The following is a 12,924-nucleotide window of genomic DNA, read 5'->3' as shown; positions in this document are numbered from 1 at the left end:
CCTTTGACTGTTCGGGTGCTTTTTTCAGGCTTGCGGGCAATGCAGACGGCTTCCTTTGACCGTTTGAGCTCTTTTTTCAGCTTTGCGGGCAATGCAACCGCTCTGCTTTGACCGTTCAAGCACTTTTTTCAGCTATACGGGCAATGCAACCGCTCTGCTTTGACCGTTCGAGCTCTTTTTTCTACTCCACGGGCCATGCAGACGCTCTGCTTTGACCGTCCTAGCTCTTTTTTCTACTCCACGGGCAATGCAGCCGCTCTGCTTTGACCGTTCGAGCTCTTTTTTCTACTCCACGGGCCATGCAGACGCTCTCCTTTGACTGTTCAAGCGCTTTTTTCAGCTTTGCGGGCAATGCAACCGCTCTGCTTTGACCGTTCGAGCTCTTTTTTCTACTCCACGGGCCATGCAGATGGCCCCCTTTAACCGTCCCAGCTCTTTTTTCTACTCCACGGGCAATGCAGATGCTCTCCTTTGACCGTTCAAGCTCTTTTTTCTACTCCACGGGCAATGCAACCGCTCTGCTTTGACCGTTCCAGCTCTTTTTTCTACTCCACGGGCAATGCAACCGCTCTGCTTTGACCGCCCCAGCTCTTTTTTCTACTCCACGGGCAATGCAACCGCTCTGCTTTGACCGCCCCAGCTCTTTTTTCTACTCCTCGGGCAATGCAACCCCTCTGCTTTGACCGTTCGACCTCTTTTTTTACTTTTACGGTCAATGGAACTTCGATTTGGAAGCTAGTTAAACGGTGTCCTATTCCCTTAACAAAATCGGTACCTCTAAAATAATCTTTGTCCCTTTGTCAGGCTGTGAGATAATAGACAGCTCGCCGCCAACGGCTCGTGCCCGTTCATCCATGCTAAAGAGGCCGACGCCGCGAGACCCGGCTTTCGTATCAAAGCCTTTCCCTTTATCTTCAATTAAGACGCAGACGATTCCACCTATTTCTCTAACGGTCACAGCAGCCTCGGTGACTTCGGCATATTTGCGGATGTTCGTCAATGCCTCCTGGATAATCCGGTAAATGCTTAGTTCAATGCTGATCGGCAACCGCTTTTTAAGAGAACAATCAAAAAATACATCAATATTATAATGATCTGAAAAACGGGAAAGGAAAGAGCGTATCGCCGGCACCAAACCAAGATCATCTAAGACAGATGGACGGAGTTCCCACGAAATATCCCGAATTTCTTCAATTAATTCTGTTGCTTCATCCTGCATCTGTCGTAAGAGTGGATGGTCCATCTCGGAAATTAACCGATTAATGGTAATCAGATGACTATATAGGTTTTGGCCGATTCCATCATGTAAATTTCGCGACAGCCTTTTTCTTTCCTCCTCTTGCACATCAATGATCGACATCATCATTTTTTGCAATTCGTGTTCGACTCGCTTCCGCTCCGTAATTTCATAGCGAATGGCTAAATATTGATAGGGCTTCCCCTTTTCATTTAAAAAAGGGACAATCGTGGTATCCATCCAATAATAGGCTCCATCTTTGGCGCGATTGCGGATCTCTCCCTTCCAAACCTTTCCCTCCCCAATGGTTCGCCACATATCTTTAAAAAATTCTTTGGAATGATAGCAAGAATTAATGACGCGATGGTCCTGGCCAAGCAGCTCTGCTTCCGAGTACTTGGAAATTTGGCAAAATTGATGATTCACATAGGTAATAATGCCTTGTGCATTGGTAATGGCAACAATGGATGACTCATCAAGAGCAAACTTTAAATCGATTAATTCCTGCATTGATTTTCTCAGTTCTTCTTCAAGAATGCCCTTTTCGTTCAATGGCAGCTGATTATCTCTCTCCATATAAATCCCCCATGATATGCTCCTTTAAAACAATCTCCAAGGATAAGGCTGCATCCTTTACTTGTTCTTGTTCATATTCATTAAAAACGTGTGTATCCCTGTTTCCAACCAGTAATACCCCTTTTGGGACAGCATTAAAAAATAATGGGACTGCAAAAGTGGAAACAAGTTTTTCAGCAAGCATAATCGGATAATCCGTCACCTTTCCCGCGATCTTATTAGGAAAATCGACCAGCATCATCGGACTGCCGGTTGAGATGATTTTTCCAGCGAGTCCTTTGCCAAAACGGACCGTTATTCTTTCATATTTATCGTTTAAATTACCGGAAGCATAATGCCAGCGGACATCTGGACCCACTCTATTTTGAAGGGCAAGCCCGACGAAATCAAAGCCTGCCCTGCCCATTAATTGATCGCAAATATCCATAACCGCACGCCATTCTTTAAATTCTCTCATCTTTGGAAAATCCCCTTAAATTCCATAGCCTAATAGCCCCTTTTTAACGGCATATTCCACCAATTCAGGCCGTGTTTTCATTTGAAGCTTCTCCATCAAATTTCCTTTATGGGTTTCAACTGTTTTCACACTAATCACCAATTGCTCGGCGATTTCCTTGTTGGCATATCCTTTGGCTATTAGGGTGAGAACTTCTTTTTCCCGCTCAGATAAAAGATTGTACGTATCATTACTGCCATGTTTTATACTTCCCAGATATTCTTCCATCAATCGTTTTGTTGCGGATGGGTGCAGATAGGCATCTCCTGCAGAAACGGATTCTATCGCTGCCATTAATTCATCATGGGGAGCGCTTTTTAAAATACAGCCTGAAGCACCCGCTTGGATGGCCCTAAATAAGTATTCCTCATCATCATGCATGGTAAGAATCAGAATATTCACTTCAGGCATCAGCTTCTTTAATTCCATTGTCGCCGACAGCCCATCTTTTCCATGGGGCATGCTTAAATCCATCACCACGACATCCGGCTTTAGCTTCATCGCCTTTTTGATTCCTTCGTTCCCTTCCGAAGCCTCTCCGATTACTTCCATTTCAGGGTTTGTGTTGAGCAGCATGGTTAAGCCCATTCTTACAACCGCATGATCATCAACCAAAAGGATTTTTATCAATTTTAATTTCTCCTTTAATCCCTATAAGGGAAGAGATAGTTCAATCGTAGTTCCTTCTCCTATTTTAGAAGAAATCACACACTGTCCGCCAGTCAAAAGCATTCTTTCCTTCATCGCTGCAAGCCCTGATAGTTGGTCGTTCCGTTCATGTTCCTCCGGCTGAAACCCTTTGCCAAAATCATGAATCATAATCTTTAAATCCTGAGGACCCCAAGTAAAGGTCATGTTAATTTTAGAGGTATCAGCATATTTCGCAATATTAGCCAATGCCTCCTGACAGACCCGAAATAAGGCAATATTATTCTTTTCTGAAATAGGCAATTCATCTCCTATTGATTTAAATTCAACAAGAATCCCAAATGTGGATGTGTATAAATGAAGATAACTTTTCATCGCCGCAAGCAGTCCAAGGGTAGTCAGGGTAGGGGGATGCAATTCGACCGATAGCAATCTTATTTCTTGAATTGTCTTTTCGATCAGCTGGGACATTTCATGCAAGTAATTTTTATGCAGCGGCTCTTTAATACTTGAATCTAAAAACTGCAATCCTGTAAAAATACTATAAAGGTTTTGTCCGACGCCTTCATGGAGCTCTAAGGCAATCCGTTTAATTTCCTCTTCTTGTGAATGAATGATATATGAGCTTATTTGCTGCTTGGATTGATTATCCTCCATTATGCTGTCCCTCCTAATGCTAAAAAAGGCAGGGCTTTATTAAAAGTCCTGAACCTTTTTGACTGTATAATGTAAACCGCTTTCCGTGTCAAAAGCTGAAAATTCTGTTTCGGTTTGTCTGATTTCACTCTTGATTGGGACGGCCAGAAAATAAAAATCATCAAAATAAAAACGAATATGGGTGCCATCCGGGCATTCCTGCACTTTTTTCACCTTTTTCTTCACTGCAGGTGCCTGGTCGCCCCCTTCAGAATCCTGGATCGAAATGACAGCAGGGAAACCTGCAAATCGCTTCATTTCCTCTAAATTAATAGGTTCCACAGCTGGTACATCCTCTCTTAGCAGGATAAATGAACAGCTTATACCCTTGAAGATACTCCCAAAACTTTTCTCCGGCATGCTCTTCTAAAAATTGGATCGTTTCTTCTTCAGAAGCCCAATCGCTCATCCCTTTTACCTCTGCAATGACCATATCGGCTCCATCGATTGTCTTTTCTTCGAGATACCAATTCAACCGTTTTTTTTCAAATGTGTTATTCAACAATTCATCAATTTCTGCTGTAAAATTACCCGCTTCAGCCCTCATAAAGCAAAAATCAATATAGGTTTGGCTAGTCATGGACCTTCACACCTTTTTTATAGATGATTAATGCGACAGGGAAGAGGACGATATTGATCACCGCCGCGATGATTGTATTTGTGTAATGTTCATAAAAATATTGATGAACCATGTATTGGGTAAAGATAATGTTCAGCATTAAAACAGCTAGAAGGAGTGTAACGGGCACGTAACTACGCTTCATAACGCTTCACCCCCACGGCATAAACCACACCGTTTTCTACTTTCACATAAATTTCCGGAAGCGGACGTCTCGGCGGTCCTGCGATTGGATCACCTGTTTTCACATCAAATTTCCCGTGATGGCATGGGCAGACCATTTCTCCCTCGTCCTTTTTCCAAAACACTGGGCAGCGTAAATGGGTACAAGCATTTTGATAGGCAACATATTTATTCTCAGAAAGCCGGATTAAAATCGCACTATCATGCTCGCCTGGAAAAGCAAAGTCAACCGCGTCGCCAACAGCAATCGAACTGACATTGGTAATTTTCTGCTTCGGATATTTTTTATTGCTAAGCCCGGTTAACTCCTTCGCCGCCAATGCCCCCCAAGGAAGGGAGGAAACAGCGAACACACCTGCTGCTCCAACCAAGGTTTTCATGAAAGCCCGGCGGTCGAGCTTTCGTTCATTATTGCGATTAATATTATGTGTATAGTTATCTTCATTGAACGGGATTTTATTATTTTTATCTGTCATTCCTAATCCCTCCTAAAACAATTTCGTGACGCCCTGCAGGATACCAGGGAGATTCACTCTGACATTGGTTTCGCCTTCTAAATAAGGCATGCTTGTTACCCATTTGCCATTATCCAAATTGAATTGCTTTTGTTTTGCTTCAATTTCTTCATCTGTCAGCCACTGCAAGGTATTGGACGGGCAGACACTCGCACACATCGGCGGGATTCCATCCTTTGTGCGGTCAATACAAAGATCACATTTATACATTAAATTTTGCTCCGTATCAAATTTAGGTATGCCGTATGGGCAGGCAATCGTACAGTTTTGGCAGCCGATACATTTTTCAACAAGTGCGGAAAGAACAGCACCTGTTTCATGAATTTGAATCGCCTGAGCCGGACAGCTTCTGGCACATGCCGGATTCACACAGTGAAGGCACATAAGAGGCATGGTTTGGCGATTGACTAGCGGATTTACATCGTAAACATAGTTGCGGTTCCGCTGTTCATGCCCGCCGCACTGTGTACATGCCGCTAAACAAGAACGGCATCCTATACAGTTTTCAAGTTCTAGATAGAGCCTCTTTTTCATTTACTGCACCTTCTTTACTGCTAGTTTTTCAATTTGTGCTGCGCATGCTTTGAATTCCGGCATGCGGGATATTGGATCAAGGGCATCGATTGTTAATAGATTAATAGATTTATCGTGACCAAAATGGTACGGCACAAACACCGTATCTTTACGGATGGCTTCGGTAATTTTCACTTTATATTCAGCTTCGCCTCTTCTTGTAAAAAGACGGACATGCTCTTCATGTTCAATGTTATATTTTGCCGCTGTTTCAGGGTGAACTTCCACGTATGGCTCAGGGCACATATCGCGTAAAAATTGAATTCGTCGTGTTTGGTTTCCTGATAAGTAGTGGAAAACAACACGTCCTGTTGTTAAGCGGAGAGGATATGTTTCATCCGGCTCTTCTGCAGGCGGACGATATGGCAGCGCACAGATTTTTGCTTTCCCATCAGGATGATAGAATTTTTTATCTAAGAACATATGTGGTGTTCCTGGATCGTTTTCATCACGGCAAGGCCAGAAGACACCATCCTGCTTGTCAATTTTATCCCATGTTGCCCCGTAGTAATCAGCATATCCGCCTTTAGAGGCTAAACGGAATTCATCTGCGACATCTTTGGCTGTTTTTAAATGGGAGAAATATTTGCCTCTTCCCAGTTTTTCAGCCAGCTCGACTTGCATTTGCCAATCCGGCTTTGATTCTCCAATCGGCTCTTGCGCTTTATTAATTTTAATAATGCGGCCTTCTAGGTTGGTTACCGTTCCTTCATCCTCTGACCAGGTGACAGAAGGAAGGACCACATCTGCATATTCTGCGGATTCGGATAAATAGAAATCTGCACAAACCATAAAATCTAAGCTCAATAATGCTTTTCGAATAGAGTTTTGATTTGGGGCTGAGACAGCAGGATTCGAACAAAGCAAATACAGTCCGCGAATCGTTTTTTCTTTCATTAAATTAAACATTTCAACGGCAGAAACACCTGGCTGCGGCATTTCCTCAGGGGTAATTCCCCATACCTGACAAACCTCTTCTACATGCTTTGGATTAGTCAGCTTACGATAGCCAGGAAGGAGATCCGACTTCTGTCCATGCTCACGACCGCCTTGACCATTTCCTTGTCCGGTAAAGGTGGCAACACCAGCTTTTGGACGGCCGATTTTTCCGGTTACAAGCGCCATATTGGTATACCCGGAAACATTGTCTACCCCTTTATGCTGCTGTTCAATCCCCCGGGCAAAAGCAACAATCGCATTTGGTGCTTTTCCGTAGATTTCAGCCGCATGGATAATTTTTTCAGGGGCAACTCCTGTTAGCTGGCTTGTATATTCAGGTGTAAATTCCTTCACCAATTCTTTTGTTTCTTCAAACCCATTCGTATGATTGTTAATAAATTCTTCATCTGCATAGCCATTTTGGATTAATAGATTTAAAATTCCGTTTGCCAAGGCTAAATCCGTGCCCGGTCTTAGATCTAAGTGAACATCTGCACGTCTTGCAATTGGCGTTTCACGTGGGTCGGCAACAATTAAGTAACCGCCGCGCTCTTGAACATGCCAAATCCGGAACATAGAAGTCGGATGACATTCAGCCGTATTACTTCCTGCAATAAATAAACAATCTGTTTCATGAAGATCGGTCCAAGGTAAGGTAGAACCGCGGTCAACACCGAAGGAACGAAGGAAGCCTCCCGCTGCACTCGACATACAGAAACGGCCGTTGTAATCGATATAGCGTGTTTGCAGTGCGACCCTGGCAAATTTACCGGTTAAGTAACATTTCTCGTTTGTCATTGATACACCGCTAAAAACAGATAGTGTATCCTTTCCATACTTACTTTGGAGCTCGGTAAATCTCTTAGCAATGAGATTATAGGCTTCTTCCCATGTAGCTTCACGGAAACCTTCTTTCGTACCTTTAAAAGAAGCATCATCGCGGATTAATGGTTTTAAAATTCGATCAGGGTGATTGGTTTGCTGATAAGCGGTCACCCCTTTTGGGCACATCTTTCCAACATTGACCGGCCAATCATAACGAGGCTCAACGCCAATGATTTTGTTTGTTCTCGTATTTACACGCAAGTTCATTCCACATTGCATCCCGCAATAAGCACAATGTGTTTTGATCAACGTTTCATTCGGATGCCGGACATTTTCGACTTCTTTAAAAAACTTATCCCTTTGCATTTTGGTTAGCCTCCTTGACTTTGACTTGGTGTGTTGGAAATCCTGAGAACCTTGAAATGCGGTATTTTCTCCGGCAAGGCAGGCACAATTCAGCAAGATTAAAGCCATCTTTCATATTGAATTCCATATCATTAACACCCAAAACTTGAATAACATCATTTGATTGTTCGACTGATACAAAATGATTTCCGCATACTTTACACTCTTTCATTTGCTTTTCTCCGTAATGCTCACGGTAATTTCGTGCAAACACACTCATTGGCCGGAATGGAATATGAGCGAGCTTTCCGAATGGCAAATAGATTAACGTCACAATGACGGAAAATTGATGAATCAGCGACATTTGCGGCTGCAGAAAGCCTGCCAGGAAAACGTTTTGAACCGTTAGTAAAAGTCCGGTAACAGAAATAAACAAAAGCATAAATAACGGAAGAAAATCATACATAAATTTTTGCTCGGCTCTTGCCTGCATATTTTTCAAGCGGCGGTGAAGTGCCATACAGACACCTGTTGTAACCATAATGGCTGCAATATTAAGGGCATTATAGGAGAAAAAGGCGATTGCCCCTTCTGCCGGTACTGTCATGATGTTCATTCCAAATAACACAATCGTATAGTAGCCATTGTCAGCCATCGTAAAATACATCCAGCCAAACACGAGTGGGAACGTGACTAAACAGGCAAGAACGCAGCCCCAGCCGATCAATATATGCTGAATCCAACGGTGAAAGCCCCGCTTACGGATAAAGTCGAAAATCGCCAGATGGCTGACAGCTGTTTTTAATGTACTTTTTCTAAAAGTTAGCTTTAGACCTTTTTTGATAATATTTTTGGTTGGCGGTCTTTCTCCCCAAGCAATAAATCGATAGAAAAAACCACCGATAAATACGAGTGTCCCAACCATGTATCCGTACAAATTCAAGTCAATATGAGTAAACATTCTTGTTCCGATATACGTTAAAATTGCAAGTCCGACAACCGTATAAAATACTGATTTGGCAAAGTGGGATGCAAAGGCACCATTCATCGAGCGTTCCGGTTTTTTAACCGTTGAAATTGTAGACTCCATATTCCTGCTCCTCCTTAAAAAAAATAACACTGTCGTTTTTCTTACTCTAATTGTAAGAAATCGATCAGTGTTATCTATATAGGGGAACTCCCCCATCCTCGGGGGAAAAAACCCCTATAAATTATTATTTTGACAAAGTTTTGTCACAAATATGCTCAGTCGTCTGTCAAAAGGTATTTTTTGCGCCAGGAATAGAGCAGCAGGAAAATCCCCAGCGCCAGTTGAACCACGAATAAGGTAGAATCCCAGAATGCTAAACTAAATGGCGATTTTTGAAATCCCGGAAGAACACCCGTTATCGCATAAAGGATCTGCGGAATATAGAACTTTATATACAAAAAGAGCGTTAAACAAACACCTGCAATGTAGAAAATCGAATAAAAATAAACAGTCCTTCTTTCCCCTTCAAAAACCAATTCACATTTAGGAGCAAATTTTTTCAACTTTAGTGTTTTTCCGATTGTCGATTGAGCATTTTCCATTAAATTATAGCAGCCAGAAAGATTTTCAAAGACAAAATATAAATCAGTTTTCATATAGATACAGCATTGATAGACGATGCGGATGAATGTATCCAGAACGACCACATGCAAAATACTCAGGAACATCCCTGACCCATTGACGAATATAAGCTGACTTATTAAAGCAAAGGAAAGGATAAGAGTGTCAAAGCACAGCCCGGCAAGGTATAATCCATTTCGGTCTTTCGCCGGAAGCTTCCAAACGGATGACATATCGGTCTCCAATACGACAAGAAATAAACGGTGCCCCACCTCGAGTCTGGTCGGGAGATTATGCGCCCTCACTGCTAAAACATGGCCTAATTCATGAATGAATACTAGAATAACCGAAATAACGATCCATGCAGGAATATTCAGGACCATCAAATGAAAGATAAATAAATCCTTGTAATGAGGGAATAGAAAAGGATGGAGTATAAGCAGCAGGACATTAACTACGAATAATGACAGATAAATCAAATAGCTGAATTTATTAAAAAAGAATTTTCCAAGCATTGGTGAAATCCAAAGAAAACTTAAGCGCTCTTTTTTCTGTTTTTGAATATTGACCTTAACACCATCAATTTCTTCAATTAAATTTATCTCTAAAAGCTGCCTGGTAAAATCCAGCATATCCACTTCTTCTTTAGGATATTTCTCCCTAAGCAGCTTTTCAATCTCCCCTATCTGTTGGTTAGTGTTAATTAAATTTAGCGCATCAATACAAACCTCCGGCATTTCAAAAAAATCACCCGAAGCTTTATCTTCGACAATATAATTCTTTTTGTCTTTGCATATCTCTATTGGAACCAATTGGAGTTTCGATGTGGCAGATAGGTTCATTTGAACACCCTTTTAGAGTTGTAATCTAATAAAAAAGGATGCTTAGCATATAGTAAGCACCTCTTTCAAATTTTTATGGTAAAAAAATACACCACCAACATGAAACTTTAACATTCTTCAGCTTCCGGATTTTCATATAGTCACCTCCAATCAGCCTACAAATTTTTCATGTATGTTATTCATTTTGACCTCTTCTTTTACATTTGTAACTGAATGAATATTTCTCCATAAAGGGAAAACCTTTTTGAATTCTTCTATCAGTTGCGGATCAAACTGGATTCCACTTCCATCAAGTATCCTCTGATATGCTTCTTCAACAGATAATGCTGATCTATAAGATCTTGTAGATGTCATCGCATCAAATGCGTCTGCAATAGCAGCCACCCTTGCGAGAGGTGGAATTTCTTCACCTTTTAATTGGTCGGGATAGCCTTTCCCATCCCATCGTTCATGATGAGATCGTATTACTTGAATACTATTATTAAATCCAGCTACTTTGGAAACTGCTTCTGCTCCGACAAAAGTATGAGATTTAATAATTTCATATTCATCTGCCGTAAGCTTTCCAGGCTTCATGAGAATGTGATCAGGAATATGAATTTTTCCAATATCATGCAATAAGCAAGCATAATTAAATTCCTTTAATTCTTCAACTGAATACTTTCCACTTACTTTTGCCAATTCCAAGGCATATGAACCAACCCGTTCACTATGCCCTTTAGTATATGGGTCCTTAAGTTCCAAAGTTGCAATTACTCCCTTTACAATCCCCACTAGTTGCTGATTGTAAGATGTCTCTTTTGCCCTTAAGTAAGATTTGAACCTATATAAAATGATAAAAGAAAGAACTGAAAAAATGGCAACAACCAAAATGGGTAAAAGAACCACAGGCGCTTGAATAATTAGTCCATCTAGAATGTATTTTAATAAAAGTCCAATCGTAACCACTTTAACGAAAGAGGTACTCACAAATATTGGAGAAAGTAACAACCAAAACATTTCAACCGCATTACCAGTTTTAAAATCATCAGCTTTCCCTATAAATGAAATAATATCATTTAAAAATGTTAAACTTGTGTAGGTAAGGAAATACACATATTTTACTTGATGTAATTTTTGCTTTTTATATAAATAAATTGCTATTGGAATTAATGCAAACAACGGTACGTAAATCCAAAGACCAAAAACATTTTGTGTTTCACTTTTATATTTAGGAGCATAAATAACAACAATCTTATAAAATAAATCATATGAAATGGATATAATATAAAATAAAATAATAAACCACTTTAAATTACGGCCTTCTTCATTTCTTATATATGGGTCTATTAATTTTTTTTTCATTTATTTACCTCACAGGAAAATTACATTTTATTCTTAGACAAGAGTTTTTTCTACATTAATCGGCAATTTTATCCAAGAAAAACTATTTTTCTTCACTTTTCTTCATTATAAAACATTTAATTTAATAGAAGTATAGAAATTAAAAATGAATTATGTATAAATATAGAAATATTTTATTGATCATTATATTTTTACTAGAATGATCGCCCCAAATGTTGTTCGAATCCTATTTTTGGGAAATTGGCAATACCACTTCAACTTTCGTCCCTTTTCCAACTTCACTTTGAATATTCAGACTGCCCTTATGATCCATGATAATTTGATTGGTCACCATTAAGCCAAGTCCAGTTCCATCCTTTTTAGTGGTGTAGAATGGTTCGCCGATATTAATAATATCCTCATCTGCAATACCACACCCATCATCATGAATAGATATGTACATATTTTGATCTTTTTTTACCTTCACGTTAATTTTTATTTTTCCGCCATCTGGCATTGCTTCTATAGCATTTTTGATTAAATTTAGAAATACCTGTTTTAATTGTTTTCCATCACAATCCAATGGTGGCAAAGGACCTTCAATAATGGTTTCCACCGTAACGGCCAGTGTTTCAGCTTGTTGTTGTGTAATCGATAAAGTATAAGCAATAATTTCTTCAATATTTGCTTTATCAAAATCAATGACTTTTGGTTTCCCTAGATACATCAAATCATTCACAATGGAGTTTATTCGATCAATTTCTTGAATCATAATAGAGTAAAACTCATTTGTATTTGGGTAATTTTCCTGCTGCAGCTGGGTAAAGCCTTTTAAACTTGAAAGTGGGTTACGAATTTCATGTCCAATCGCTGCGGCCATTTGACCTATAACAGCAAGTTTTTCTTTTTGACGCAGCTCATCATAGAGAGAAGTTAAGGAATTTATATACGAGCAAAAACGTATTAACAATACGTAGGTAATGGCTGAAATGATAAGGTAAACCGCTGCCGGAAAAAGTGCCTGGATGTCTTGTAAAATCAAACTAAAGAGAATATCCTTTCCAATTAGCCCTAATGAAGCAAACCAAAAGTATTTTTTATTTACAAAGATCGGTGCAATGGCAATAAATAAAATTTCAACAATATTACCATCCGAGAACGGTTTACTTGTCCCTAAATAAGTTAAAAGGTTATCAATAATATCAATGCATAGATAACCAAATATATAAATGTACTTTACAATATATGGATTACCTTTTTTTATAAAATAGATCGCAATTGGAAGCAGCACAGCAATAAGAAAATAAAGCCAAATGCTCAAGCCATCTTTCGGGATACCAACTGTCCGATTTTTCGAGAATAATGGATAGATATAATAGTAAAAACCATCAAAGGAAAAATAAGATAGATAAAACAACCACAAAAATAATGTAATTGCCTTTTTTTCTTCAAATATTAATTTAGGATTCATGATGCGCTCTTTCATATGTCATCCCCCCTCCGACAAAAACTTTCA

14 protein-coding genes are annotated in these 12,924 nt (G+C 39.9%); all 14 read right to left on the bottom strand.

Annotation, left to right across the window (positions count from 1 at the left end; all coding sequences use genetic code 11):
* Positions 1-751: 751 nt before the first annotated feature.
* The gene (locus ACZ5XR_RS02495; RefSeq protein WP_464500134.1) at positions 752-1,813 is read right to left on the bottom strand and encodes a sensor histidine kinase; all 1,062 of its coding nucleotides are present in this window, start codon (positions 1,811-1,813) and stop codon (positions 752-754) included.
* A complete protein-coding gene (locus ACZ5XR_RS02490; RefSeq protein ID WP_464500133.1) occupies positions 1,800-2,270 on the bottom strand; it encodes a GAF domain-containing protein in 471 nt (156 codons plus the stop codon). The genes ACZ5XR_RS02495 and ACZ5XR_RS02490 overlap by 14 nt, the downstream gene beginning before the upstream one ends.
* A gap of 15 nt (positions 2,271-2,285) precedes the next feature.
* Positions 2,286-2,939, bottom strand: coding sequence for a response regulator (locus ACZ5XR_RS02485; RefSeq protein WP_464500132.1), 654 nt, complete (start codon positions 2,937-2,939; stop codon positions 2,286-2,288).
* A 21-nt stretch (positions 2,940-2,960) separates the two neighbouring features.
* The gene (locus ACZ5XR_RS02480) at positions 2,961-3,614 is read right to left on the bottom strand and encodes a sensor histidine kinase (protein WP_464500131.1); all 654 of its coding nucleotides are present in this window, start codon (positions 3,612-3,614) and stop codon (positions 2,961-2,963) included.
* A gap of 39 nt (positions 3,615-3,653) precedes the next feature.
* Positions 3,654-3,935, bottom strand: a complete 282-nt coding sequence (locus ACZ5XR_RS02475) for a hypothetical protein (RefSeq protein ID WP_464500130.1) — start codon at positions 3,933-3,935, stop codon at positions 3,654-3,656.
* Positions 3,922-4,233: a hypothetical protein gene (locus tag ACZ5XR_RS02470; RefSeq protein WP_464500129.1), complete on the bottom strand. Its 312-nt coding sequence runs from the start codon at positions 4,231-4,233 to the stop codon at positions 3,922-3,924. Before ACZ5XR_RS02470 ends, ACZ5XR_RS02475 begins: the two co-directional genes overlap by 14 nt.
* Positions 4,226-4,417, bottom strand: a complete 192-nt coding sequence (locus tag ACZ5XR_RS02465) for a hypothetical protein (protein WP_464500128.1) — start codon at positions 4,415-4,417, stop codon at positions 4,226-4,228. Before ACZ5XR_RS02465 ends, ACZ5XR_RS02470 begins: the two co-directional genes overlap by 8 nt.
* Positions 4,407-4,931 (bottom strand): Rieske 2Fe-2S domain-containing protein, encoded by a 525-nt coding sequence (locus tag ACZ5XR_RS02460; protein ID WP_464500127.1) that lies wholly within the window; start codon positions 4,929-4,931, stop codon positions 4,407-4,409. The genes ACZ5XR_RS02465 and ACZ5XR_RS02460 overlap by 11 nt, the downstream gene beginning before the upstream one ends.
* A 12-nt stretch (positions 4,932-4,943) precedes the next feature.
* Positions 4,944-5,504, bottom strand: coding sequence for a 4Fe-4S dicluster domain-containing protein (locus tag ACZ5XR_RS02455; RefSeq protein WP_071354772.1), 561 nt, complete (start codon positions 5,502-5,504; stop codon positions 4,944-4,946).
* Positions 5,505-7,673: a molybdopterin oxidoreductase family protein gene (locus ACZ5XR_RS02450; RefSeq protein WP_464500126.1), complete on the bottom strand. Its 2,169-nt coding sequence runs from the start codon at positions 7,671-7,673 to the stop codon at positions 5,505-5,507.
* Entirely contained in the window at positions 7,660-8,700 is a 1,041-nt protein-coding gene (locus ACZ5XR_RS02445; RefSeq protein WP_464502198.1) for a hypothetical protein, read from the bottom strand. The genes ACZ5XR_RS02450 and ACZ5XR_RS02445 overlap by 14 nt, the downstream gene beginning before the upstream one ends.
* Before the next feature lie 197 nt (positions 8,701-8,897).
* A complete protein-coding gene (locus tag ACZ5XR_RS02440; RefSeq protein WP_464500125.1) occupies positions 8,898-10,085 on the bottom strand; it encodes a hypothetical protein in 1,188 nt (395 codons plus the stop codon).
* 150 nt (positions 10,086-10,235) lie between these two features.
* On the bottom strand, positions 10,236-11,429 hold the full coding sequence (locus ACZ5XR_RS02435; RefSeq protein WP_464500124.1) for an HD-GYP domain-containing protein: 1,194 nt from the start codon (positions 11,427-11,429) through the stop codon (positions 10,236-10,238).
* A gap of 226 nt (positions 11,430-11,655) precedes the next feature.
* Positions 11,656-12,894 (bottom strand): ATP-binding protein, encoded by a 1,239-nt coding sequence (locus ACZ5XR_RS02430; protein WP_464500123.1) that lies wholly within the window; start codon positions 12,892-12,894, stop codon positions 11,656-11,658.
* Between the last annotated feature and the right edge of the window lie 30 nt (positions 12,895-12,924).

It is taken from the genome of Neobacillus sp. Fa239, from assembly GCF_055395235.1.
Note: the sequence above shows the minus strand (reverse complement) of the source record. Positions and strands in the feature narration are given on the sequence as shown.